We start from the raw sequence: 23,952 nt of genomic DNA, 5'->3' as shown, positions 1-23,952 counted from the left end.
GCGGAATCAGGCGGCGGCGCGGAACTGCTGGCCCAGCACGCTCCAGAGGCTTTGCACGTGGGTGACGAACTGCGGCGTCTCGCGCAGGGTGAAGACGTCGCGCGGATGTGGGATGGCGATGCGCTCGTCCAGCAGCACGCGGCTGGGCGGGCCGGACAGCACCACCACGCGATCCGACAGCAGGATGGCCTCGTCCAGGTCGTGCGTGACCAGCACCACGGTCTGGCCCAGCTTGCGCCAGATTTCCATCAGCTCGCGGTGCAGGTGGGTCTTGGTGTGCGTATCGAGCGCGCCGAACGGCTCGTCCAGCAGCAGGATGCGCGGCTCCACCGCCAGGCTCATCAGCAGCGCCACGCGCCGCCGCATGCCGCCCGACAGCTGGTGCGGAAAGGCGTCGGCGAAGGCCGTCAGGTGGCCCAGCTCCAGCAGCTCGGCCACCCGGCTGGCGATGCGCGCGGCCGGCACGCCCTGGAACTTCAGGCCCAGCGCCACGTTCTTCCTGACGCTGAACCAGGGCAGCAGCGTGTCCTTCTGGAAGATGTAGCCCAGCGCCGGCGGCACCTGGCCATCGACCACCTGGCCGTCGACCCGGATCTGGCCGGTGGTGGGCGGCAGGAAGCCGGCGATCATGTTCAGCAGCGTGCTCTTGCCGCAGCCCGAGGGGCCGACGATCGACACGAACTCGCCCGCCGCGATCTCCAGGCTGACCTCGCCCACCGCGTGGGTGGTGCCCTGGCGCGTCTGGTAGGCCTTGCCCACCCGGTCCAGCGTGATCATCACAGGCCTCGCGCTTTGCGCACGAAGCTCATGTCGACGCACTTGGCGTACGGCACGGTCTTGATCTCGTCGTTCGAGAACTGGCGGCCGTCGCCCATGATCGCGGTCATGCGGTCGTAGGCGTCCTGGGAAATCAGGTTGTCCTTCAGGAACACGGTTTCCTTGTACACGCCCAGCGTCTTCTCGATAGCGGCGCGCGGGAAGGCGTTCAGATAATCGTCGTAGATCACGTCGGCGATCTCGGCGGCGCTGTGGGCGGTGATGAAGTCCTGCGCCCGCACCAGACCTGTAACGAAGGCCTGCACCGTCTCCGGCCGCTTCTGGATGGTGTCCTGCAGCGTCAGCGCGGCGATGCCCGGCACGTCGCCGCCCATGAACTCGTTCCACGAGGCCTCGGTGGTGGCGTCGAAGATCGGCACGCCCCAGCCTTCCTGCCGGGCCTGTTCCATCATCGACATGGTGGCCATGCTGGCGGCCACCGAGCCGGTCTTGAGCGCGCCGAGCATGGTGGCCAGGTCGCCCAGGGGGCGGATGTCGACCTTGTCGGCCACGCCGGCCTTCTGCATCAGGTACAGCGCCATCAGCCAGGTGCTGGACTGCGGCTGGGTCGCGCCCACGCGCTTGCCGGCCAGGTCCTTGAGCGACTTGATCTTGCCGCTCTCGAAGTCCTCGCGCCGCACGATGACGTTGGCGTAGGTCAGCTTGCGGTCGAAGCCGAACACCAGCGTGGCCGGCTTGCCGGCCAGCGTCAGGGCCGGCGCGGCGGTGGCCGCGGTGGCGCCGAAGGCGATCTGGCCGGCCGCCAGCAGCTGGTTGGTGCGCGGGCCGCTCTGCGAATTCAGGTACTCGACCTCCAGGCCCCCTTCGCCGAAATAGCCCTTCTTGAGCGCCACATAGCCAGCCGCGAAGAACGGGTCGATGCTGCCCTGCCCGTAGACCACGCGGCCCAGCTTGGGCTGGGCGAAGGCGACGCGGCCGCCGATCAGGGTGACGCCGGCGAGCGCCCCGGTTGCGGCCAGCACACGGCGGCGGGTGGTGAAGTGGGGGCTCGTGCTCATGTCTTCCTCGGTCTCGATCGGGTGTGGTTGTTTGGCGTCAACAATACCGCAGCGGCGCCTGCCGTCCAACAATGGAAAACGCCCGGTTGCCCGGGCGTTCTCGTCGTGCCACGCAAGTGTAGACCGTGGCGGTCTATGCCGCGGTCTTCTTGGGCGCGGCCTTCTTCACGGCCTTCTTGGCGGCGGTCTTGGTCGCCGTTTTGGTTGCCGTCTTGGTGGCCGTTTTCGTGGCGGTCTTCTTCACCGCGGCCTTCTTGGCCGGCGCCTTCTTCGCCGCCGTCTTGGTGGCGGTGGCGGCGGTCTTGGCCGGGGCGCGGCCGCGGCCGGGTTTCTCCGGACGCGGTTCGAACTCGAAGCCGATCTTGCCGTCGGGCTGGCGCACCAGGAAGGCCTTGAACTTGCGGTTGGTGCGGCTGGAGACGAAGCCGTCGAGCAGGTCGGTGCGGCCGTCGGTCAGCAGCTTTTCCATCTGCTCGCGCGAGATTTCCTGTTGCAGGATGACCTTGCCGGAGCGGAAGTCGCAGCTCTTTTCAGGGCCGACCGACTTCTCGCAGACATAGCTCATGCCGTGCTCGAACACGCGCGACTGGCACTTGGGGCAGTTGCCCACCGGCGTGTGGCCGGAGAAATCCACCGCCTCGCTGTCGTCCTCGTCGTTCTGGCCGAAGTCGAATTCCAGCTTGTACTCGTCGCTGATGCGCAGGATGGCGGCGAACGGCCGGCCCATCTTGCTGATGAAGCCCTGCAGCGGACCGATCTCGCGCTTGGCCAGCAGTTCCTCGACTTCCGGCAGCTCGAAGGTGCGGCCGCCCGGGTGCTTGCCGATCGAGAAGTCGCAGTTGGTGCAGGCGAAACGGCGGTAGTTTTCCTTGACCACCCCGCCGCACTTGGGGCACGGCGTCTGCAGCGTGGCGTAGTCGCCGGGCACCGTGTCGCGCTCGTATTCCTTGGCGCGCTTGACGATGACCTGCGTCATCTGGGCGATCTCGCGCATGAAGGCCTGGCGGTCCAGCGCGCCCTGCTCGATCTGCTTGAGCTTGTGTTCCCATTCGCCGGTCAGCTCGGGCGAGGTCAGTTCCGACACGTCCAGGCCCGACAGCAGCGTCATCAGCTGGCGCGCCTTGGCGGTCGGCACCAGGTCGCGGCCCTCGCGGCGCAGGTAGACCTCGTTGAGCAGGCCTTCGATGATGGCCGCGCGGGTGGCCGGCGTGCCCAGGCCGCGCTCGGACATGGCCTCGCGCAGTTCCTCGTCGTCCACCAGCTTGCCGGCGCCTTCCATGGCCGACAGCAGCGTGCCTTCGTTGAAGCGCGCCGGCGGCTTGGTGGCCAGGCCCACGGCTTCGACTTCCTCGGTGCGCACGGTTTCACCGTCGCCCACCGGCACCAGGTTGGCGTCCTCGCCCTGCGCTTCCTTGCCGTACACGGCCAGCCAGCCCGGGTTGACCAGCACCTTGCCGTCGGTGCGGAAGCGATGCCCCTGCACCTCGGTCATGCGGGTGGTGACGCGGTATTCGGCGGCCGGGAAGAACACGGCCAGGAAGCGCTTGAGCACCAGGTCGTAGAGCTTGGCCTCGGCCTCGCTCAGGTCGTGCGGGATCTGCAGCGTCGGGATGATGGCAAAGTGATCCGACACCTTCTTGTTGTCGAAGATGCGGCGGTTCGGCTTGACCCAGTGCTGGCTGACCACGGTGTCGGCATGGCGCGACAGCCCGCCGACGGCGTTGGAGCCGCCCTTGGCCAGCGCGCGCATGGTTTCCTGCACCGTGCCGATGTAGTCCTCGGGCAGGTAGCGCGAATCGGTACGCGGGTAGGTCAGCGCCTTGTGGCGTTCGTACAGGGTCTGGGCCAGGGCCAGGGTGGTCTTGGCCGAAAAGCCGAAGCGGCCGTTGGCCTCGCGCTGCAGCGAGGTCAGGTCGTACAGGGCCGGCGACATCTGGGTCGACGGCTTGGATTCCTCGGTCACGCTGCCCGGCTGGGCGCGGCAGGCGGCCACCACGCTCTGGGCGGCGGCCTGCGACCACAGGCGCGACTCGCGCTTTTCCGGGTCGCGCTCGTCCTTCTTGAAGTCCGGGTCGATCCAGCGGCCTTCATACAGGCCGGCGGCCGCCACGAAGGTGGCGCGCACTTCCCAGTAATCGCGCGAGACGAAGCGGCGGATGCGCTCTTCGCGCTCGGCCACGATCGCCAGCGTGGGGGTCTGCACCCGGCCCACCGGCGTCTTGAAGAAGCCGCCGTCCTTGCTGTTGAAGGCGGTCATGGCGCGCGTGCCGTTGATGCCCACCAGCCAGTCGGCCTCGGCGCGCGAGCGGGCGGCGGCCTCCAGCGGCTTGAGCTGGACGTCGTCGCGCAGGTTGGCGAAGGCCTCGCGGATGGCGGCCTGCGTCATGGATTGCAGCCACAGGCGCTGGATCGGCTTCTTCACCCCGGCGTACTGGATGATGTAGCGGAAGATCAGTTCGCCCTCGCGCCCAGCGTCACAGGCGTTGATGATGGCATCGACGTCCTTGCGCTTGGCCAGGCGCACCAGCAGCTTGAGGCGTTCGGCCGATTTCTTGTCGGTCGGGCCCAGTTCGAATTCAGGCGGAATTACGGGCAGGTGCGTGAAGCTCCACTTTCCCTTGACCGGATCGTTGGGCGCGACCAAGCTCAGCAAATGGCCAATGCTGGACGCGAGTACGTAACGTTCGCTTTCAAAATAGTCGCCCTCGCGCGCAAAGCCTCCCAAGGCGCGTGATATATCAAGGGCCACCGAGGGCTTCTCGGCAATAATCAGCGTTTTATTCATGTGTATCCAGTGGCGGCAGACCCGCCTTAGTAGCGCGGATAATAAGATCGGAGATTCGCGAGATGCAAGTCGGCACTGAACGGCAAGTGGGATCCGAACTGCACGCATGGCGCCAATTCCTGGCCCGCAGCACCCTTTGGCTAGGGGTTTTGCTGCTCGGCAGCGCCGCCATCTGCTGGGTCGCGGCGAACTGGCAGGACATGACCAAAATCCAACGCTTCGCCGGCACGCAGGGCCTTTTGGCCCTCAGCGCGCTGGCGGCGGCGTGGGCCGGATTGCGCCTGCGCGCCACCCCGGGGGTGCGCCGCAGCATACCCGGCGCGCTGCTGGCCCTGGCCGGCATCCTGCTCGGCGCCCTGCTCGCGTTATTAGGCCAAACTTACCAGACTGGCGCCGATACCTGGGAATTGTTCGCCTGGTGGGCGGTCCTGCTGCTGCCCTGGGCGCTGGTGGCGACCAGCCAGGCGGTCTGGCTGCTGTGGGTGGTGGTCAGCAACGTCGCCCTGGCCCTGTGGCTGGGTGAACGGGCGTTCAACTGGTGGCTGTTGCTGGGCGGCCCGCAGGTCGCCAGCCTGATCATGGCCGCCTGGAACCTGATCCTGCTGCTGGGCTGGGAACTGGCGGCGCGCCGCTGGCGCGCCAGCACGCTGATCGGCCCGCGGGTCCTGGCGGCGCTGGTCATCAGCCCGCTGGTGACGGCGCTGGTGTTCGGCCCGATGGTGACGGTGCTGGTGATCGGCGACGCCATGTCGCGCGGCCTGGGTTCCGTCAACAGCCTGGCCTGGATCGCGGTGACGTTGGGCCTGGGCTTCTATTACCAGCGCGGCCGCCGCGACCTGGTCATCCTGGCGATGCTGGTGGCCGGCGTCATCTGCGTGTCGCTGCGGATAGTAGGCGAATGGCTGCTGCGGCTGGAACCCGGCATCTGGGCGGCCCTGCCGCTGGCGGCGCTGCTGATGGCCGAGGCTGTCTGGGCGGCGCGCTGGCTGCGCGGCCTGGCCGCGGGGCCGCAGGCGGCCGTCGCGGCCCCGGCCGATGCCGAGCCCGCCGCCGCCTCGGCCGGCAACGCGGTCGATCCCGGCGAGGCCGGCGAACCGGTGGCGCAACTGGCGCCGCCCGCCGTGCCGCACACCGAGCCGCCCTGGTACGTGCAATGCATCCTGGCGCTCAGCGCCTGGCTGTCGACGCTGCTGCTGCTGGCGTTCGTGGCCTTCTCCGGCATGATCAATTCAGAGGAAGGCGCGCTGGTGGCCGGCCTGGTGCTGTGCGCCGCCGGCGTGGCCGTGCTGCGCAGCGACACCGGCCCGTTCTGGCGCCAGTGCGGCACCGCCATGGCGTTCGCCGGCCAGATCCTCATCATCTACGGCATGTCCGAGTCGACCTCGTTCGCCAGCGCCTGCCTGTTCGTGTTGCTGATGGCCACGGCGGTCTACGCGCTGGGGCCCGACGTGATCCTGCGCTTCCTGAGCGGCGGCCTGATCGCGATGGCCGGCGCCGGCCTGATCTGGCGCGTCCTGGCGCCCGAGCTGCTGCGCGACGACATACTCGACGCCCTGCTGTACTTCGACATGGCCCGCGCCGCCTTCGTCTGGCTGCCGATCGCGGTGACCGGCGCCTGGGCCACGGCGGTGATCCTGACCCTGGGCCAGCGCCTGGGCGGCAAGCGCGGCCACGCGCTGCAGCCGCTGGCCTGGGCCTTCCTGCTGTCGGTGCAGGGCATGGTCTGGCTGGCCAGCGGCCTGTCGATCATGCAGCTGCCGGCCATGTGGCAGCTGAACCCGCAGACCGCGCTGCTGGTGGGCGCGGGGGCGGTGCTGCCGGCCGCCTCGGCGCTGGCGGTGCTGTGGCCGCGGCGCCGCGTGCTGACCGCCGGCGTGCTGTGGGGCGTGCCCATCGCCCTGCTGCTGCTGGCGCTGTTCTGGCTGCCCAGCCCCGGTGTCGGCTTCGCGCTGGCCTGGCTGCTGCTGGGCTTCGGCCTGAACCAGCCGCGGGTGGCGCTGTTCGGCGTCTTCAGCCTGCTGATCTACCTGGGCGTCTATTACTACCAGCTGGACGTGCCATTGCTGGAAAAGGCCCTGTGGCTGGGCGGCGGCGCCGTGCTGCTGTTCGTGCTGCGGGGGCTGGTGTGGCTGGTGCCGCGCCTGATGCGCACCCAGGCGCCGTCGCGCCGCGCGCCCCTGCCGCCGATCTCGCCGGCCCTGCGCTGGCGCACCCTGGCGATCCTGGGGGGCCTGGTGCTGGTCCTGGGCGTGGCCAACGGTGGCATCTGGCAGCGCGAGAAGCTGCTGGCCAACGGCAAGGTGGTGATCCTGGAGCTGGCGCCGGTCGACCCGCGCTCGCTGATGCAGGGCGATTACATGGCGCTCAACTTCGCCGCCGGGCGCGAGGTCACCCGCATGCGGCTGGGCGGCGAGCGCCAGGGCGCCGACGACTCGATCATGGGCTACGAGCCCGACGGCTACGTGCTGCTGACGGCCGACGCGCGCGGCGTGTCGCAGCCGGTGCGCATCCAGCCCGACGCCCGTCCGCACGCCGACAACGAGGTGCCGCTGCGCTACCGCGTCCGCGACAACGGCGTGCGCATCGTCACCAACGCCTATTTCTTCCCCGAAGGCCAGGCCAGCCGCTATGAAGTCGCCAAGTTTGGCGAGTTGCGCGTGGCCGAGAACGGCGAGGCCCTGCTGGTGCGGATGCTGGGCGAGGATCTGCAGCCGCTGTGATGGCGCGGGCGGGCCGCCGGCGGCGGCCGTCCCGACAAGCTCGGATCGGGACGGGCGGCGCCGCGTGATCGCGCCAGCCTTGGGGCCGCTTCAGGCCAGCGGAAAGCGCGCCGCCCAGCGCGCCGTCGCCTCGCGCAGGAATGCGCCGGGGTCGGCGGCGGGCAGCGGCGCGAAGCCCAGGGCGCGCCAGGCGCCCTGCAGCGACGCCAGGGGCGCCGCCGTGTCGATGGCCGGGGCGCCGTTCTGCTTGGACAGTTTCAGGCCGTTGGCGGGGTCCAGAATCAGCGGCACGTGCAGGTAGCGCACCGGCGGCAGGTCCAGCAGCCGGCCCAGCACGCGCTGGCGCGCGGTCGAGCTGAGCAGGTCGGCGCCGCGCACCACGTCGGTCACGCCCTGCGCGCCATCGTCCACCACCACCGCCAATTGATAGGCCCACAGGCCGTCGGCGCGCTTGACCGCGATGTCGCCCACTGCCTGCGCCACGTCCTGTTCCTGCGGTCCCAGCCAGCGGTCCTCGAAGCGTTCCACGCCTGCCGGCATGATCACGCGCCAGGCGCGCGCCTCGCGGCCGGGCGGCAGGCCGTGGCGGCAGGTGCCGGGGTACGGGCGTTCGCCATCGGCGCCCGGCGCCGTCTGGCCGCGCAGCGCCGAGTCGGCGATCTCGCGGCGGGTGCAGCCGCAGCCATAGACCAGGCCGCGCGCGGCCAGGGCGTCGAAGGCCGCCTGGTAGACGTCGCCGCGGCGCGATTGCCACAGGATCTCGCCGTCCCAGTGCAGGCCCAGCGATTCGAGCTGGCCCATGATGTGTTCGGCCGCGCCGGGCACGGTGCGCGGCGTGTCCACGTCCTCGATGCGCAGCAGCCAGCGGCCGTCGTTGGCGCGCGCATCCAGCCAGCTGGCCAGCGCGGCCACGAGCGAACCCGCGTGCAGCGGGCCGCTGGGGCTGGGGGCGAAGCGGCCGGTGTAGGTCACGGGATGGCGCGGCAAAACAATGGGGTTACGGCGAAGCGGCGCCGCGCGCCTGACGCGCGCGGGTCGTGGGGAAACGGACGTCGGCCGGAGCCGGCGCCGTCAGTGCAGCAAGCGCACGCCGTCTTCGTCCAGCAGCTCTTCCAGGACCAGATTGTCGATCTCGGCTTCCTGGCTCCAGAGAACCATGAGGGCGATGATCTTGATCTTGGAGAGCGGCACGGGCGATTCCGGCGAAGCCAGGCCCCGGTCGATGACGATCTCGCGCAAGGGCGCGGGCAGCACGCCGGCCGATTCCAGAAAGGCGATGAAGCCGATGGATTCGGAACCCAGTTGCTGGTATTCGTTATCGGTGTAGATCCGGGTGCCGCTGGTGGGCGCCTGGGCGAGGTCGACACAGCGTTCGGTGGTTTCAGCCAGCCCGTAGAGCCAGCCTAACGCATCGTCGATGTCTTCGTGCTCGAACCCGGCGGCGGCCAGCCGTTTCGCCAGGACATCGGCGGCGGGACAGGCTTGCGGCGTGTAGTAATTCTCGTACAGGTAAACCAGGATATCGAACATATGGCGCAGTCTTGTGCCTGTTTGCACAGTCGGCCCGCATATCGGCAGACCAGCAAACATGAATTTTACTTTACGCTGATTTATTTGCCCGGGCAACCGCCGAAAAGGCCGGGGGCGGCGGGGCGTCGTGGCCTTGCGACAGTCATGAAAACCGCGCGGAAAGGCTGACAGAATAAGGGGTTGCGCGATCTGCCAGGGGCGGACTTCCAGGGTCCGCCCCTCTTTAATACCCCTACGAATCAGGCGGTTTTCGGCGCCGTTTCCAGCTTCAGCTGCGCCAGCTGGCGGATGAACACCGGGATGCAGATGGCCAGCCCGATCAGCCCGCTGGCCAGGCCCGGCAGGATGGTCAGCAGCGCGCCCAGCGTGCACAGCCAGCGTTCCCAGCTCTTCATCCCCACCAGCATGTAGCGCGAGAACGCCGCCGACAGCAGCACCAGCCCCACCATGCAGCCGAACAGGGTCACGAAGAAGTCGTACCAGGTGAAGCCCTGCACCGAGATCAGCAGCGACGGCGAGAACACGAACACGAACGGCACGATCAGCTTGGTGATGCCCAGCCGGAACGCGGTGTTGCCGGTCTTGAACGGATCGCTGCCCGCCATGCCCGCCGCCGCGTAGGCCGCCAGCGCCACCGGCGGCGTGATGTCGGCCAGGATGCCGAAATAGAACACGAAGAAGTGCGCCGCGATCGGCTGCACCCCCAGCTGCACCAGCGTTGGCGCGGCCACCGCCACCATGATCAGGTAGTTGGCGGTGGTCGGCACGCCGCAGCCCATCAGGATGCACACGATGCCCGTCATGATGAGCGCGGCGATCAGCGTCAGCGACTGCATGTTGGCGATGCTGTCCGGAATCACCGTGGCCGCGCCGGCGGCCAGCGCCTGCGAGGCCGCGATCACGATGTACGAGATCTTGAAGCCCACGCCCGTCAGCGTCACCACGCCGATCACGATGCCCACCGTGCCCGCCGCCGCGCCCACCGCCAGCGCGTACTTGGCGCCGGTCTCGAAGGCCTCGTACAGATCGCGCCAGCGCAGCCGCTGGAACGGATTGAGCAGGCCGACGATGATGCAGCCGGTGATGCCGGCGAACGCCGCCAGGTACGGGGTGCGGCCGCTGGCCAGCACGCCGATCAGCAGGAACAGCGGGATCAGGGTCGGCCAGCGCATCTTGAACGACTGCTTCAGCTTCGGCATCTCGGCCTCGGTCAGCCCGCGCAGGCCCTCGCGCTTGGCCTCGAAGTGCACCTGCATGAACATGCCGAAGAAATACAGGAAGGCCGGGAAGATGCCGGCGATCGCGATTTGCTGGTACGGAATGCCCAGGAACTCGATCATCAGGAACGCCGCCGCGCCCATGATCGGCGGCGTGATCTGGCCGCCGGTGCTGCTGGCCGCCTCCACCCCCGCCGCGAAATGGCGCGGATAGCCGATGCGGATCATCGCCGGAATGGTCAGCGAGCCGACCGTGACGGCGTTGGCCACCGACGACCCCGACAGCATGCCGAACATGGCCGAGCCGAACACCGACACCTTGGCCGGCCCGCCGGCGTAGCGCCCGGCGACCGTCGAGGCCACGTCCAGGAACAGCTGGCCCAGGCCGATGCGCGTGGCCAGCACGCCGAACAGCACGAAGTGGAACACGTAGGTCGCCACCACCCCCACCGCCACGCCGTAGACGCCCTGGCTGGTCAGGTACATGTGGTTGACGATCTGCGGCCAGGTGTTGCCCGCGTGCTTGAGCAGCCCGGGGAAATACGGCCCGAACATCGCATAGGCCATGAACACCAGCGCGATGATGGGCAGCGGCCAGCCCATGGCGCGGCGCGTCGCCTCCAGCAGCCCGATCAGCAGGATCGAGCCCATGAAGACATCCATCGGCATCGGATTGCCGACGCGGAACGCCAGGTCCTCGAAGATGTAGGGGATGTACAGCACCGACAGCGCCAGCGCGATGGCGATGATCCAGTCGTACAGCGGCACGCCGCCCGGCGCATACCAGGTGGACTTCGGCTCGCGCTGATAGTGCGACTTGGAAAAGCCGAACACCAGGAAGATCAGGCTCAGTACGAACGCCAGGTGCACGCCGCGATGCGTGGCCTCGCGCAACAGGCCGAAGCCGGCGGTGTAGTAGTGGAACAGCGACAGCGCGACGAGCAGGCCGGACACGAGCCACGTGGCGGTCTTGTGCAGCGGGCGGAAGCGGATTTCGGAATCGTACTTTTCCGCCAGCTGCTGGGTCTTCTGGTGGTCAATTTCCATGGCCAGGAATCTCGGCAAGAACACGGCGGGCAGGGCCGGACGGCCCTGCCCCTGCCACGCGACGGCGCGCGCGGATGCTTGCGGACCGACGCCGGCGCGGCAGGCCGACGTCAACGGGTCCGCGGCGGCGGGCCTACTTCAGCAGGCCGACTTCCTTGTAGAACTTCTCGGCGCCCGGATGGAACGGAATGCCCGCGCCCTTGACCGCGTTTTCCTTGGTGATGAGCTTGCCCTTGGCATGGCCCGCGTCCAGCGTCTTGCGGGTGGCGTCGCTGTACAGCGCCTTGGTCACCTCATACACCGTCTGCTCGGGGATCTTGGCCGACGTCACCATCTGCGCGTTGACCGAGATGGTCTTGACCTCGGGCAGGTTCTGATAGGTGTTGGCGGCGATCACGTCGGGCGTGAAGAACTCCTGCTTGGCGCGCAGCGCGTCGATCTCCGGGCCGACCAGCGGCACCAGCTCGATATTGCCGGTGGAGGCCAGCTCGGCGATGGCGCCGGCGGGGGCGCCGCCGACGAAGAAGAACGCGTCCAGCCCGCCGTCCTTGAGCTTGTCGCCGGCTTGGTTGGGCTTGAGGTACTCGGCCTTGATGTCCTTGTCGGTCATGCCGTAGGCGCCCAGGATCAGGCGCACGTCGACCAGCGTGCCCGAGCCCGGCTCGTCCATCGACACGCGCTTGCCCTTCAGGTCGGCCACGCCCTTGATGCCGGCGCCCTTGCGCGTCACCAGGTGGATGCTTTCCGGATACAGCGTGGAAATCAGCCGCAGGTCCTGCGCCTTGGGCTTGCCTTCGAACGTGCCAGTGCCGCTGTAGGCCCAGAACGCCACGTCCGATTGCGTGAAACCGGCCTCGAACGAACCGCCCATGATGCCGTTGATGTTGGCGACCGAGCCATTGGAGGCGACCGCGGTGGCGATCAGCTTGCCGGGCTGCGACACGGCGTTGCCGATGATGCCGCCGACGGGGTAGTAGGTGCCGGCGGTGCCGCCGGTGCCGATGCGGAAGAACTGCTGCGCCTGCGCCGTACCGGCCGCGGCCGCCAGGGACAACGCCATTGCCAGGGTGGTGATCCAGCTTCTCGTTTTCATGCGGGCTTCTCCAGGGAATAGATAAGGGGCATGCTTTGACGCTGCTGGGCCGTTTCGCGGCCTCGGCTCCCGCTCGGTATCGGATCGGCCCGTTGTGCGGGCGCATGGCGCGGGGCTTTATTTGTGGTGAAATTCTGGCATGGCCGCACCCCCGCGCCAATGCTTGCAGGGCTATGGTTTACCAGGGGGTCGCCGCTTTCCTCGCAGTGCAGACAACGGAGTCTCCAGATGTCCCAGGAAGTCATACGCGGCATTGCGCTGCCCCCGCCCGCGCAGGCCGGCGATCCCCTGGCCAGCGTCGACACGCCCAGCCTGGTGCTGGACCTGGCCGCGTTCGAGGCCAACCTGCGCACCATGCAGGCCTGGGCCGACCGCCACGAGGTCGCGCTGCGGCCCCACGCCAAGGCCCACAAATGCCCCGAGATCGCGCGCCGCCAGCTGGCGCTGGGCGCGCGCGGCATCTGTTGCCAGAAGGTCAGCGAGGCCGTGCCCTTCGTGGCCGCCGGCATCACCGACATCCACATCAGCAACGAAGTGGTCGGCCCGGCCAAGCTGCGCCTCTTGGGCCAGTTGGCGCGCGCCGCCAAGCTCAGCGTCTGCGTCGACAACGCCGCCAACCTGGTGCAGATCTCGCAGGCCATGGCCGCGGCCGGCGCCGAGATCGACGTGCTGGTGGAAGTGGACGTGGGCCAGGGCCGCTGCGGCGTGTCCGACGACGCCACCGTGCTGGCGCTGGCGCAGCAGGCGCGCGCGCTGCCGGGCGTGAACTTCGTCGGCCTGCAGGCCTATCACGGCTCGGTGCAGCATTTCCGCACCCGCGAGGAACGCGCCGCCGTCTGCCGCCAGGCCGCGCGCATCGCCGCGTCGTATCAATTGCTGCTGCGTGAAAGCGGCATCGCCTGCGACATCATCACCGGCGGCGGCACCGGCAGCGTCGAGTTCGATGCCGCCAGCGGCGTCTACACCGAACTGCAGGCCGGTTCCTACGCCTTCATGGACGGCGACTACGGCGCCAACGAATGGGACGGCCCGCTGGCGTTCCAGAACAGCCTGTTCGTGCTGTCCACCGTGATGAGCACGCCGGCGCCCGACCGCGTCATCCTCGACGCCGGCCTGAAGTCCACCACCGCCGAATGCGGCCCGCCCGCGATCCACGGCGCCCAGGGCCTGCAATACGCCGCCATCAACGACGAGCACGGCGTGGTGCGCGTGGCGGCTGGCGCGCCGGCGCCCGCGCTGGGCGACACGCTGCTGCTGGTGCCCTCGCACGTCGATCCGACCTTCAACCTGCATGACGGGCTGGTGGTCTATCGCGACGGCATCGTGCGGGACATCTGGGAGATCTCGGCGCGCGGCTTCTCGCGCTGAAACCGGTCATGCCGAGCGCGATGGAACCGTTGTCCTTCGACTGGAAGACGCCGCTGCCGGAACTGCTGGACGGGTTGCGGCAGGCGTATGCGGCGCGCTACCCGGTCCTGGCCTCCGCTCGGTTGGACGCGCTGCGCGCCGCGTTGCGCGATGACCGCGCCGACGACTTCCTGCCGCCGTTGGGCCAGGAACTGGAGGCGTTGGGACTGGCGCTGATCGGGCAGGACGAAGACGACGACGCCATCCACCTGCTGATTGTGCCGCGGGCCGATGCCGGCGACGCGCTGGCGCGGCTGGCCGCGCAAGGCCGGCAGGTGGTGCGGCATCGGCAGGATGGCGCGGCGCAGGACGCCCCGGCCACGCTGCCCCGCCCCGCTTCCGGTCCGCTGGCCCAACCCGGCGACTACCTGGACATGGCGCAGTGCGTGCCGCTGGCGCCGGGCTGGGCCAGCGTGGTCAATCGTGACACGGCGGCGCCGGAACTGGTGGACCTGCATGATTGGCCGGCCTTGCGCGAGGTCGGCGGCAAGTTCCAGCCGCATCGCGGCCTGCTGGCGTCGGCCGTCGCCGCCAACGGCGTCCATGCCTGGATTGAACAGGGCCCCGACGGCATCGCCAGCACGCCCTATGCGCACCTGCTGCGCGCGCCCCGGGTCGAGGCCGCGCCGCTCGACCGTCCCGGCCTCGCGCTGCCACCGCGCGCGGCGCAGGCGCAGCGCCGCACGCCCGAATTCAGCCTGGGCTTCGCGGGCGATGATCTGCTGCTGGTGGATCGCGGCATGGCGTTCGTGTACCGGGGCTTTGCCACGCTGGACGAAGCGGCCGCCATCGAGCCGGCGCTGCTGTACACCGCGCCGCCGCAACGTCGCCCCGTCAGCGACCGCTCGGCGGTGATCCAGACGCCCGATGGCCGCGCCTGCGTGCTGTGCCGTGGCCAGCTGCTGCGGTGGCGCGATGGCCAGTTGCATCCCCTGGCATTGGGCCCTGCCGACTCGGCATCGGGGGATCTTTCGCATCCCGTCGCCTGCGGCAACGGCGCCATCGCCTGGCTCGAAGACGATGCGCTTTGCCACGCGGACCTGGACGCCCTTGCCGTCAGCCGCCATGCGCCCCAACAGATGCCCGCCGGCGGCATGATCCTGCAGTCCCTGCCGCAAGGCTGGCTGCTGCTGGGCCACTGGCACGCGCCGCATCGCAGCCTGGACCTGGGCCAGCTGTGGCATCCCGATTCCGGGCAGGTCCTGCGCATCCGCCATGGCGCGCTCGACCTGGACAGCGGCATCCAGCGCGCGTGGATTTTGCCGGATGGCGAGGTGGTGGTGGGCGGACAGCTGCGTCATGTGCGCCTGGGTCGTTTCGACGCATTGTTGGGCCGGCTGTCAGCCGCTTGACCCTCGGTGGCCGGGCCATGGCCGCCGCCAGGATCCACGCGCCCTATCCGGCCAGATCCGTCATCCCCAGGAACTGCCGCAGCTCCGGCGTCGCCGGCGCCGTGAACAGTTCTTCCGGCGGCCCGATCTCGTGCACGCGGCCCTGGTGCATGAAGACCACGCGGTCGCACACCTCGCGCGCAAAGCGCATCTCGTGCGTCACCATCAGCAGCGTCATGCCGTCGGCGGCCAGCTCGCGCACCACCGCCAGCACCTCGTTGACCAGCTCCGGGTCCAGCGCCGACGTGATCTCGTCGCACAACAGCGCCAGCGGCTGCATCGCCAACGCGCGCGCGATCGCCACGCGCTGTTGCTGCCCGCCCGACAATTCCTCGGGCCAGGCGTCGAACTTGTGGTCCAGCCCCACCCGCGTCAGCATCGCCCGCGCCAGGTCGGCGGCCTGGTCCTGCGGCATGCGCTTGGCCACCATCGGCGACAGCATCACGTTGCGCCCCACCGTCAGGTGCGGGAACAGGTTGAACTGCTGGAAGATCATGCCCACCTTCAGCCGCAGCGCGCGCAGCCGCAGCTCGTCGTCGCCCAGCTGCGCGTCCGCCACCATGATGGCGCCGCTGTCGATCTGCTCCAGCCCGTTCACGCAGCGCAGCAGCGTGCTCTTGCCGGAACCGCTTTTGCCGATGATGGCGATCACCTCGCCGGGCTCGACGCGCAACGTCACCCCTTTCAGGACTTCGTTGTCGCCGAACTTCTTGCGGACGTCTTCAAGGGCGATGAGGGGCATGCAACTTCCTTTCCAGCCGGAGGCTGAGGCGCGACAGGGGCCAGCACAGCGCGAAATAGATCAGCGCGGCGCAGGCATAGACGGTGAAGGGGCTGAAGGTGGCGTTGGTGATCACCGTGCTGGCCTTGGACAGCTCGGTAAAGCCGATGATGGAGGTCAGCGCCGTGCTCTTGACGATCTGCACCGCGAAGCCGACGGTCGGCGCCACCGCGATGCGCAGCGCCTGCGGCAGCACCACGTAACGCATCTGCTGCACATAGCCCAGCGCCAGGCTGGCCGAGGCTTCCCACTGGCCCTTCGGAATCGCTTCCACGCAGCCGCGCCAGATCTCGGCCAGGAACGCGCCCGACCACAGCGTCAGCGCCGCGCCCGCGGCCAGCCACGGCGGCACCTCCACGCCGATCAGCGACAGCCCGAAGAACGCCAGGAACAGCTGCATCAGCAGCGGCGTGCCCTGGAACAGTTCGATATACGCCCAGCTGACCCGCCGCATCAGCGCCACGCGCGAGGTCCGCATCATCAGCGCCAGCATGCCCATCAGCGCGCCGCCGGCAAACGCCACCAGCGACAGCACGACGGTCCAGCGCGCCGCCAGCAGCAGGTTGCGGACAATGTCCCAGGTGGTGAACTCGATCATCGCGCCGCCTTGCGGAACAACCGCCTGCCCGTCATGCGCAGCAACTGGCGCAACCCCACCGCCAGCACCAGATAGATGCCGGTGGTCACGAAATACACCTCGAACGCGCGGAAATTGCGCGACTGGATGAAGTTGGCCGCGAACGTCAGGTCCTCGGCCGCGATCTGCGAGCACACCGCCGACCCCAGCATCACGATCACGATCTGCGATGACAAGGCCGGCCAGATGCGCGCCAGCGCGGGTTTCAGCACGACATGGCGGAACACCTGCCAGCGCGTCATCGCCAGGCTGGCGCCGGCCTCGTACTGGCCCTTGGGCGTGGCGTCGATGCCGGCGCGGATGATCTCGGCGCTGTAGGCGCCCAGGTTCAGCGCCATCGCCAGGCAGGCCGCCTGCATCTCGCTGAACTGCACGCCCAGCGACGGCAGCCCGAAGAACACGAAGAACAACTGGATCAGGAACGGCGTATTGCGCACCGCCTCCACATAGGCGGTGACCGGCGCGCGCAGCCAGCGCGGGCCCTGCGTGCGCGCCCAGGCGCAGCCGATGCCCAGCGCCACGCCCGCCACCGCGCCAAACGCGATCAGCTCGACCGTCACGCCGATGCCCTTGATGAGCACCGGCGTGTAATCGAACACGGAAGCGAAGTCGAATTGATAAGCCATGAAAAGCGCTCCGGCGCGTGCGCGCCCGCCCTACAGATCCTTGGGCAGGCCGGCGCCCAGCCACTTCTGCGAGATCGCCGCCAGCGAGCCGTCGCGCTTGGCGTTGGCCAGGATCTCGTTGACCTTGGCGCGCAGCTTCGGCTCGTCCTTGTTCAGGCCGATGTAGCAGGGCGAATCCTTGATCAGGAACTTGGTCTCCGGCTTCTTCGGCGGGTTGCGCGCCAGGATCGCCGCGGCCACCACGTTGCCAGTCGCGATCAGCGGCACCTGGCCCGACAGGAAGGCGGTGATGGTGCCGTTGTTGTCCTCATAGCGCTTGAGCGTGGCCGTGGGCGGAGCGATCTTGCTCAGCTCGATGTCCTCGACCGCGCCGCGCGTCACGCCGATGGTCTTGCCCGCCAGGTCGGCGGCCGACGCCACCTTCAGGTCGGCCGGGCCGAACACGCCGTTGAAGAACGGCGCATACGCGTCGGAGAAATCGATCGCCTTCTCGCGCTCCGGATTCTTGCCCAGGCTGGAGATCACCAGATCCACCTTGCGGGTCTGCAGGTACGGCACGCGGTTGGCGCTGGTCACCGGCACCAGCTCCAGCTTCACGCCCAGCTGCTTGGCGATCAGCGCGGCGGTGTCGATGTCGTAGCCCAGCGGCTTCATGTCGGCGCCGACCGAGCCGAACGGCGGGAAGTCCTGCGGCACCGCGACCTTGAGGGTGCCGCGCTTGACGATGTCGTCCAGGGTGTCGGCATGCGTGAGCGGCGCGGCCAGCAGGGCGGCGGCGGTGCAGAGGGACAGCAACAGGGTTCTACGGTTCATGAGGAACTCTCCAGGGCGCGCCGCCCCGGGAGCGGGGTCGAGCGTTGCACACCAATTCGGTATACAAAACTGGAAAAGCAAGTTCTGTGCCATTCGGCCGTCCCTTGGACGGATGCCGCCAGGGCGGCGCCGAATGCACCGGCATAGTGCGGCATGCGCCGCTACGGCGCACGCGTGGCACTGGAATGGGAGTGGCGGACGGCCCGAAGCGGATTCACCAAACCAACCATAATGGTTGGAAAAATACCGAATTGGTTTAATATGGCCGCATCCATCACCCGGCCGGCCCTGCCCGCCGCCCGGACTTCCAGGAACCCGTGTTGCCCCGCTTCCGCCCGTCATCGTCCCGGCCGCACCGTCCTTTCTCGGACCGTCGCCTCGGAACCCTGAGAATGGCCGCCGCCCTCGCCCTGCTCGCCGGCATCGCCGCCTGGCTGTGCCTGACCGAGCCGCCGCCGCGCATCGTGCCCTTCGTCGGCATCATGTCGGCCCTGCCGCGCGCGGCGCTCTGAAGCGGCATCAGGCAAAATGCGCCGAACCGGAAGAATCCACCATGCCCAAACCCACCAAATCCGAAATAGACGCCGAGATCCTCGACCGCGCCGCGGCCCTGTTCGCCAAGCACGGTTTTGCGCACACCTCGTTGCAGCAGATCGCCGACGCCGTCAATTACTCGAAGGCGGGCTTGCTGCACCACTACCCCAGCAAGCAGGCGATCTACGAGGCTGCCCTCAAGACCGGCTCCGACCACATGCAGTCCCTGCTGGAGAGCGTCGCCGACATCCCCGTCGGCATCGAGCGCGATCGCGCCGTGGTCGAAGCCTCCGTCGACTTCACCTACGACTGGCCCGGCCTGTCCGCGCTGGCCAACCGCCTGGCGGACCAGGGCGCCGACGTCGACCCGGAACTGATCAAGACCGGCCTGACCCTGTACGCCGCGCTCGGCATCGACATGGCTGACCTGGAACTGGAGCGCGTGGTGCGCGTCACCACCGCCTTCTGCGGCCTCGGCATCGCGGCGCTGACCGCCGCGCGCATGGACATGAAGCGCGAATGGCGCGGCCACATCGTCGCGTCCGCCATGGGCGCGCTGGGCCATGCAAGCAAAAGCGCCCGCAAGGGGCGCTGAAAGAAGCGCGGCGGGCCTCTCGCCCGCCGCCTTGCCGTCTACTTCCTTATAGAGGGCTCAGTCCACCTGCGCGCCGGACTGCTTGACCGCCTTGCCCCACTTCTCCACCTCGCCGGCGATGAACGTGCCGGTGGCCTCGGGCGTCAACGGCATCGGCTCGGCGCCGCGGTCTCGGAAGAACTTCTGCATCTCCGGCGTGCCCAGCACGTGGGCGATCTGCTGGCTCAGGTAGTTGGTGACAGCCGGCGGCGTATCACGCGGCGCCAGCACCGAGGCCCAGCCGATCGCCTCGAAACCCGGATAGCCGCTCTCGGCCACCGTCGGCACGTCCGGCAGTTGCGGCAGGCGCTTGGCCGTCGTCACCGCCAGCGCCACCGCCTTCTTGCTCTGCACGTGCGGCAGCCCCGCCGTCACCGAATCCACCATCAGCGGCACCTGGTGCCCCAGGAAATCCGCCTGTGCCGGGCCGCTGCCCTTGTACGGAATATGGCGGATGTCGATATTGGCCGCCGCCTTGAACATCTCGGCCGACAGATGCTGCGTGCCGCCGATGCCGGCGCTGGCATACGCCAGCTCGCCCGGATTGGCGCGCGCCTGCTTGACCAGCTGCTGCAGCGACGTGATGCCCGAAGCCGGCGTCGCCAGGAACATCAGCGGCACCGAGAACACCCCCGACACCGGCGCGAAATCCTTGGTCAGGCTGTAGTTGATGGTCTTGTACAGCGTCTGGTTCACCGCCGCGGCCGAGCCCGCGATCACCAGCGTGTAACCGTCCGGCGTCGCGCGCGCGGCCTGCTCCATGCCGATATTGCTGCCGGCGCCGGCGCGGTTCTCCACCACGATCGGTTGTTTGACGGCGGTGCCCAGCTTCTCGGCCAGCGCGCGGGCGAAGATATCGGTGGCCTGCCCCGGCGGGAACGGCACGATCAGGCGGATGGGACGGTCGGGATACTCGGCATGCGCGGCCGTCGCGGCCGCCGCCAGCACCAGGCCGGTGGCAAGACTGGAAAGAATTCGTGTCATGATCGGTCAGTAAAAAGCGACAAAGAGCGGCGTCCGGCGCCGGCCCTGTTGCATAAAATAGAGAGCCCCGCGCAAGCGGCCCTTTTGGGGCGGCCGTGGGGCGGATCGGCTGGGGGTGCGTCACGATAGCATTCCCCCGCCGGTGCTAAATTCGGCATTTAGCGTTTCCCCTTCTTTTTCAACCCCTGTTCTCTCCTTTCAGCAGGAACCGCCATGGAATTCAGCCAGTACAACGTCAACGCCCTCATGGAGATCACCTCCCGTCCGGACCTCGTGTTCGTGCGCGGCCAGGGGTCCTGGCTGGAGGATCACGCGGGCAAGCGATACCTGGACTTCGTCCAGGGCTGGGCCGTCAACACCCTGGGCCACAGCGCCCCGGAAATGCAGAAGGCCCTGCTGGACCAGTCCAAGCTGCTGATGAACCCGTCGCCGGCGTTCTACAACCTGCCCTCCATCGAACTGGCCACCCGCCTGACCGGCGCCTCGGTCTTCGACCGCGTCTTCTTCGCCAACAGCGGCGGCGAAGCCAACGAAGGCGCCATCAAGCTGGCGCGCAAATGGGGCCAGGTCAACAAGAAGGGCGCCTACAAGATCATCACCATGAACCACGGCTTCCACGGCCGCACCCTGGCCACGATGTCGGCGTCCGGCAAGCCGGGCTGGGACAAGATGTTCGCGCCGCAGGTGGAAGGTTTCCCGAAGGCCGAGATCAATGATCTGGAATCGGTGCGCAAGCTGATCGATGATCAGACCGTCGCCATCATGCTCGAACCTGTGCAGGGTGAAGCTGGTGTCATCCCCGCCACCAAGGAATTCATGCAGGGCCTGCGTAAGCTGGCGGATGAGCACAAGCTGCTGTTCATCGTTGATGAAGTGCAGACGGGGATGGGGCGTACCGGTACCCTGTTCGCCTATCAGCAATCCGACGTGGTGCCGGACATCATGACGCTGGCCAAGGGGATTGGTGGTGGGGTGCCGTTGGCTGCGTTGCTGGCCCGTCAGGAAGTTTGCGTGTTCTCGCATGGGGACCAGGGTGGTACGTATAACGGGAATCCGCTGATGGCGGCTGTGGGGGTGGCGGTGTTTGATGCGTTGGCTGCGCCGGGCTTCATGGAATCGGTTAATGCGCGCGCCAAGCAACTGTCCGAAGGGCTGCTGGCTTTGTCGGCCAAGTATGGGATGAAGGGCGAGCGCGGGATGGGGTTGCTGCGCGCACTGATCATGGATCGCGATGATGGTCCGGCGATCGTCGAGGCTGCGCGGAATCTGACGCCGAATGGGCTGCTGCTGAATGCGCCGCGGGGGAATCTGCTGCGGTTTATGCCGGCGTTGAATGTGACGGCGGAGGAAATCGATACGATGCTGGGGCAGTTGGATGGGTTGATTGGGAAGGTGCGTAAGGCTTGATTAGAGTCTGATGGTGGGTGAAACAAGGGTCGCTTTTGCGGCCCTTGTCTTATTTGCTTGGCTACTTACTTATAGAGCGTAGACAACAAGTCAAGGGCCGTTTTTAATCATAAGCAGCTCTTGTACGCACCCCAGTGAATGACTGCTTGCGGCTGGATTCCCTCGCTAAGGACAGCATTAGCGATTATCTACAGTGGATGATGGGAATCGTTCTGAAGAAATTGCGGATGGAAAGTTAGGTTGTCCGTCACGGGATGTTAATTTGAAGACGGTGCGGTATCGCAGCCGGCACCGGTAACAGCTAAATTCCTGAGCGTTGTGTAACGAAAGTACAAAAAGAGTATAAAGAGATAACTATGCAACCGACGAAATTAGGGGGGCGGTTCAATGGTAATACCGGCTGAGGCTCGGGTCCAGTTCGGAAGAAGGATTGCTGCGCTTAAACGACTGGTCGCCTGTGATCAAGGGTCGGCCGAAGTTGTTGCATCGGCATTGCTATATGTCTGGACACAACGTGTGCAGCCCAATCTGACACCGAAGAGAACACCCAATAAAGCTGCCGAACTTGTTGTCGACCCCCGCGTAATCACATTTGTAGACTGGCTTGCGACGCTTGAGAAATTTGAAGAAGCCGCTTATTGGATAGCTACCGCATACGCAACCTTAGTCGGGGACAAAGTCAGAAAGCAGAGAGCTCTCTATTTCACGCATCCGGTATTGGCAGGGCGGGTCATTGACGCCCTGCTTGCGCAGGGCGCAAGTTTAACGGACGACCACTGGCACGACCCTGCCTGTGGAGGAGCCGCCTTTTTGGTTCCAGTCGCGCTTCGAATGTCAAAAGCCCTGCAAGAGCGGGGCTTACCGGCTCGGGAAATCGTCGACCAAATCAGCAAGAACCTCAGCGGCAACGACACCAGCAATGCCCTTATTCGGCTGTCCAAGGTCTTCTTAAACCTTGCCCTGGCACCGTTGCTGCATGCAGCCGGACAGCCGCTGAAAGTCCGGATTACGGAGGGCGATGGTTTGCGCAAATGGCGAGGCGCTTCTCGCCCAGCCGTTGTCATCTGCAACCCACCGTATCGCAAGCTCAGCGCTAAGGAGGCCGCGCCGTATCGAGGCTGCTATGAACATGCACTTCAGGGGCAGCCCAACATCTATGCGCTGTTCATGGAGCAATCTCTACAGCTTGTCGCACCTGGTGGCCTTGTCGGCCTCCTTACGCCGACCAGCTACCTAACAGGTCCATATTTCTCAAGTCTGCGGAAACACATGTGTGCGGTCGCAAAGGTCCACTCTGTAGACCTCCTCGGCAATCGTTCGGCAACCTTCTTGAATGTCGAGCAAGAGACAGCGATTGCCACAATGCGGGCAACGCCCACTAGAAAAGGGCAAGAGTCTAGAGTATCGGTTTGGACAGAAACTGGCTTTGAGGAAATTGGTGTCATTCGCCTTAGGAATGACGGAGGTCCTTGGGTCCTCCCTCGGTCGGTAAAAGACAAGTCACTGCTAAGTCTCTCCGCTAAGTCTCCCCATCGCTTGAAGGATTATGGATACACGCCAAGAATCGGCTCTATGGTGGCCTATCGCAGCGAACGAATTACATATGAGACATATAGGGGGAGTGGTAAGGGCTTAGTCGTACCCCTGATATGGGCCACGGATATCACCCCCCAAGGCGCTTTTGTGCACGGCCGCCGCCATCACCGAAGCCACCGATCCGGGGAAGTCTTCATTGAAGTGCCCTCCAAAGAAGGCGCGGGAGTACTAACTCGGCCTGCAGTGCTGCTTCAACGGCTGACCTCTACAGATCAAACTAGACGACTGGTCGCAGCAGCTCTGCCAGAAGCGTTACTCGCCAAGCACATGGCCTATGTGTGTGAGAACCATGTCATTGCGCTTCTCCAAGCGCAAAACAGTAGTTGGACTCCTCAGGAAATGGCCGCCATCCTGCAGACAAACTTGGTCGACAGATTATATCGGGCGCTTTCAGGTTCATCGAACGTCGGCGCGTATGAACTGCGCGAGTTACCTCTCCCGTGTCCGCGCAAGCTAAGGGCGCACCTGGCCAAGGGGCACGACCTGGAGAGCGCCATACGGAAAGCATTTAAATAAATGACCGGAGAGTAGGTATGAAGGCACAGTCGGGATGGGCCTGAGATGATCAGATCTTCGTTGACTTTAAGTCGATTGGACAGGGCCGAGGCGCTTGAAAAGAAAAAGGCTATTGCCGCACGGCTTTTAAAGATTGGCAAACCGCCAGCACAAGCCGGCCCGTACTCGGTCGAGCCCATGCCAAGAGAGAGTGAAGAGACGAGCGCGCCACCGTACGACACGCCATTGGCCGAGGAATGCCGCTCACCAGGATTTAGCCTTAAGAGACTTGAAAGTGGGTTACCCGTTGCCGTTCACGAGGGAGTGGAGAGACTTGCCGCCGCTCTCGTTCAAGCTGCAAAAACTAGGGCCCATAAGAGCATTCTCCTATGGCCTGGATCTCTAAAGCGGCTCGCACTC

At 66.8% G+C, this 23,952-nt stretch carries 18 protein-coding genes; 6 read left to right on the top strand and 12 right to left on the bottom strand.

Annotated elements, in window-relative coordinates:
- Positions 1 to 6: 6 nt before the first annotated feature.
- The 3 genes from AOZ53_RS22505 to AOZ53_RS22495 all read right to left on the bottom strand — a co-directional run bounded on the left by AOZ53_RS22505 (position 7) and on the right by AOZ53_RS22495 (position 4,620).
- Positions 7 to 777, bottom strand: a complete 771-nt coding sequence (locus tag AOZ53_RS22505; RefSeq protein WP_054433833.1) for an ABC transporter ATP-binding protein — start codon at positions 775 to 777, stop codon at positions 7 to 9.
- On the bottom strand, positions 777 to 1,835 hold the full coding sequence (locus AOZ53_RS22500) for an ABC transporter substrate-binding protein (RefSeq protein ID WP_054433834.1): 1,059 nt from the start codon (positions 1,833 to 1,835) through the stop codon (positions 777 to 779). Before AOZ53_RS22500 ends, AOZ53_RS22505 begins: the two co-directional genes overlap by 1 nt.
- Positions 1,836 to 1,968: 133 nt before the next feature.
- Entirely contained in the window at positions 1,969 to 4,620 is a 2,652-nt protein-coding gene (locus tag AOZ53_RS22495) for a DNA topoisomerase III (protein WP_054489429.1), read from the bottom strand.
- Positions 4,621 to 4,682: 62 nt separating this feature from the next.
- Here AOZ53_RS22495 and AOZ53_RS22490 point away from each other — a divergent pair, with 62 nt between their 5' ends.
- Positions 4,683 to 7,340 (top strand): GDYXXLXY domain-containing protein, encoded by a 2,658-nt coding sequence (locus AOZ53_RS22490; protein ID WP_054489428.1) that lies wholly within the window; start codon positions 4,683 to 4,685, stop codon positions 7,338 to 7,340.
- A gap of 90 nt (positions 7,341 to 7,430) precedes the next feature.
- Here AOZ53_RS22490 and gluQRS read toward each other — a convergent pair whose 3' ends face one another.
- The 4 genes from gluQRS to AOZ53_RS22470 form a co-directional block, all read right to left on the bottom strand.
- Positions 7,431 to 8,312 carry a tRNA glutamyl-Q(34) synthetase GluQRS gene (gluQRS, locus tag AOZ53_RS22485; protein WP_054433949.1) on the bottom strand — a complete coding sequence of 294 codons (882 nt, stop codon included), beginning with the start codon at positions 8,310 to 8,312 and terminating at the stop codon, positions 7,431 to 7,433.
- A 99-nt stretch (positions 8,313 to 8,411) separates the two neighbouring features.
- Positions 8,412 to 8,870 (bottom strand): Smg family protein, encoded by a 459-nt coding sequence (locus AOZ53_RS22480; RefSeq protein WP_006392201.1) that lies wholly within the window; start codon positions 8,868 to 8,870, stop codon positions 8,412 to 8,414.
- A 239-nt stretch (positions 8,871 to 9,109) separates the two neighbouring features.
- The gene (locus AOZ53_RS22475) at positions 9,110 to 11,134 is read right to left on the bottom strand and encodes a TRAP transporter permease (RefSeq protein WP_054489439.1); all 2,025 of its coding nucleotides are present in this window, start codon (positions 11,132 to 11,134) and stop codon (positions 9,110 to 9,112) included.
- Positions 11,135 to 11,267: 133 nt separating this feature from the next.
- Entirely contained in the window at positions 11,268 to 12,227 is a 960-nt protein-coding gene (locus tag AOZ53_RS22470; RefSeq protein ID WP_054489426.1) for a TAXI family TRAP transporter solute-binding subunit, read from the bottom strand.
- A gap of 228 nt (positions 12,228 to 12,455) precedes the next feature.
- Here AOZ53_RS22470 and AOZ53_RS22465 point away from each other — a divergent pair, with 228 nt between their 5' ends.
- A complete protein-coding gene (locus AOZ53_RS22465) occupies positions 12,456 to 13,595 on the top strand; it encodes a DSD1 family PLP-dependent enzyme (protein WP_054475374.1) in 1,140 nt (379 codons plus the stop codon).
- Positions 13,596 to 13,603: 8 nt separating this feature from the next.
- On the top strand, positions 13,604 to 14,986 hold the full coding sequence (locus tag AOZ53_RS22460) for a DUF6630 family protein (RefSeq protein WP_054489424.1): 1,383 nt from the start codon (positions 13,604 to 13,606) through the stop codon (positions 14,984 to 14,986).
- A 43-nt stretch (positions 14,987 to 15,029) separates the two neighbouring features.
- Here AOZ53_RS22460 and AOZ53_RS22455 read toward each other — a convergent pair whose 3' ends face one another.
- From AOZ53_RS22455 to AOZ53_RS22440, 4 genes are read right to left on the bottom strand one after another with little or no spacing between them, the layout of a single operon-like run.
- Positions 15,030 to 15,767, bottom strand: coding sequence for an amino acid ABC transporter ATP-binding protein (locus AOZ53_RS22455; RefSeq protein WP_054489422.1), 738 nt, complete (start codon positions 15,765 to 15,767; stop codon positions 15,030 to 15,032).
- Positions 15,748 to 16,404, bottom strand: coding sequence for an amino acid ABC transporter permease (locus AOZ53_RS22450; RefSeq protein ID WP_054475370.1), 657 nt, complete (start codon positions 16,402 to 16,404; stop codon positions 15,748 to 15,750). The genes AOZ53_RS22455 and AOZ53_RS22450 overlap by 20 nt, the downstream gene beginning before the upstream one ends.
- Positions 16,401 to 17,069: an amino acid ABC transporter permease gene (locus AOZ53_RS22445; protein WP_054433847.1), complete on the bottom strand. Its 669-nt coding sequence runs from the start codon at positions 17,067 to 17,069 to the stop codon at positions 16,401 to 16,403. Before AOZ53_RS22445 ends, AOZ53_RS22450 begins: the two co-directional genes overlap by 4 nt.
- Before the next feature lie 30 nt (positions 17,070 to 17,099).
- A complete protein-coding gene (locus tag AOZ53_RS22440) occupies positions 17,100 to 17,882 on the bottom strand; it encodes a transporter substrate-binding domain-containing protein (protein ID WP_054433849.1) in 783 nt (260 codons plus the stop codon).
- Positions 17,883 to 18,435: 553 nt separating this feature from the next.
- Between AOZ53_RS22440 and AOZ53_RS22435 the strand changes: the two genes are divergently transcribed.
- The gene (locus AOZ53_RS22435; RefSeq protein WP_054489420.1) at positions 18,436 to 19,011 is read left to right on the top strand and encodes a TetR/AcrR family transcriptional regulator; all 576 of its coding nucleotides are present in this window, start codon (positions 18,436 to 18,438) and stop codon (positions 19,009 to 19,011) included.
- A 57-nt stretch (positions 19,012 to 19,068) separates the two neighbouring features.
- On the opposite strand, the gene AOZ53_RS22430 is transcribed toward AOZ53_RS22435, so the two are convergent.
- Entirely contained in the window at positions 19,069 to 20,034 is a 966-nt protein-coding gene (locus AOZ53_RS22430; RefSeq protein ID WP_054489418.1) for a Bug family tripartite tricarboxylate transporter substrate binding protein, read from the bottom strand.
- A gap of 213 nt (positions 20,035 to 20,247) precedes the next feature.
- On the opposite strand from AOZ53_RS22430, the gene AOZ53_RS22425 reads away from it, so the two are divergent.
- A complete protein-coding gene (locus AOZ53_RS22425) occupies positions 20,248 to 21,441 on the top strand; it encodes an acetylornithine transaminase (protein ID WP_054489416.1) in 1,194 nt (397 codons plus the stop codon).
- A 516-nt stretch (positions 21,442 to 21,957) separates the two neighbouring features.
- A complete protein-coding gene (locus AOZ53_RS33710; protein WP_197286513.1) occupies positions 21,958 to 23,553 on the top strand; it encodes an Eco57I restriction-modification methylase domain-containing protein in 1,596 nt (531 codons plus the stop codon).
- The last annotated feature ends 399 nt before the right edge of the window (positions 23,554 to 23,952 follow it).

This window comes from Achromobacter sp. 2789STDY5608621 (assembly GCF_001299375.1).
Lineage (GTDB): Bacteria > Pseudomonadota > Gammaproteobacteria > Burkholderiales > Burkholderiaceae_B > Achromobacter > Achromobacter insuavis.
The sequence above is the reverse complement of the archived record's forward strand: the minus strand, read 5'-3'. Positions and strand labels throughout refer to the sequence as shown.

Bases quoted from the DNA above. Each gene is read 5' to 3' on its own strand.
- AOZ53_RS22505 (WP_054433833.1), bottom strand. From the start codon at position 777: ATGATCACGCTGGACCGGGTGGGCAAGGCCTACCAGACGCGCCAGGGC.
- AOZ53_RS22500 (WP_054433834.1), bottom strand. From the start codon at position 1,835: ATGAGCACGAGCCCCCACTTCACCACCCGCCGCCGTGTGCTGGCCGCA.
- AOZ53_RS22495 (WP_054489429.1), bottom strand. From the start codon at position 4,620: ATGAATAAAACGCTGATTATTGCCGAGAAGCCCTCGGTGGCCCTTGAT.
- AOZ53_RS22490 (WP_054489428.1), top strand. From the start codon at position 4,683: ATGCAAGTCGGCACTGAACGGCAAGTGGGATCCGAACTGCACGCATGG.
- AOZ53_RS22480 (WP_006392201.1), bottom strand. From the start codon at position 8,870: ATGTTCGATATCCTGGTTTACCTGTACGAGAATTACTACACGCCGCAA.
- AOZ53_RS22475 (WP_054489439.1), bottom strand. From the start codon at position 11,134: ATGGAAATTGACCACCAGAAGACCCAGCAGCTGGCGGAAAAGTACGAT.
- AOZ53_RS22470 (WP_054489426.1), bottom strand. From the start codon at position 12,227: ATGAAAACGAGAAGCTGGATCACCACCCTGGCAATGGCGTTGTCCCTG.
- AOZ53_RS22465 (WP_054475374.1), top strand. From the start codon at position 12,456: ATGTCCCAGGAAGTCATACGCGGCATTGCGCTGCCCCCGCCCGCGCAG.
- AOZ53_RS22460 (WP_054489424.1), top strand. From the start codon at position 13,604: ATGCCGAGCGCGATGGAACCGTTGTCCTTCGACTGGAAGACGCCGCTG.
- AOZ53_RS22455 (WP_054489422.1), bottom strand. From the start codon at position 15,767: ATGCCCCTCATCGCCCTTGAAGACGTCCGCAAGAAGTTCGGCGACAAC.
- AOZ53_RS22450 (WP_054475370.1), bottom strand. From the start codon at position 16,404: ATGATCGAGTTCACCACCTGGGACATTGTCCGCAACCTGCTGCTGGCG.
- AOZ53_RS22445 (WP_054433847.1), bottom strand. From the start codon at position 17,069: ATGGCTTATCAATTCGACTTCGCTTCCGTGTTCGATTACACGCCGGTG.
- AOZ53_RS22440 (WP_054433849.1), bottom strand. From the start codon at position 17,882: ATGAACCGTAGAACCCTGTTGCTGTCCCTCTGCACCGCCGCCGCCCTG.
- AOZ53_RS22435 (WP_054489420.1), top strand. From the start codon at position 18,436: ATGCCCAAACCCACCAAATCCGAAATAGACGCCGAGATCCTCGACCGC.
- AOZ53_RS22430 (WP_054489418.1), bottom strand. From the start codon at position 20,034: ATGACACGAATTCTTTCCAGTCTTGCCACCGGCCTGGTGCTGGCGGCG.
- AOZ53_RS22425 (WP_054489416.1), top strand. From the start codon at position 20,248: ATGGAATTCAGCCAGTACAACGTCAACGCCCTCATGGAGATCACCTCC.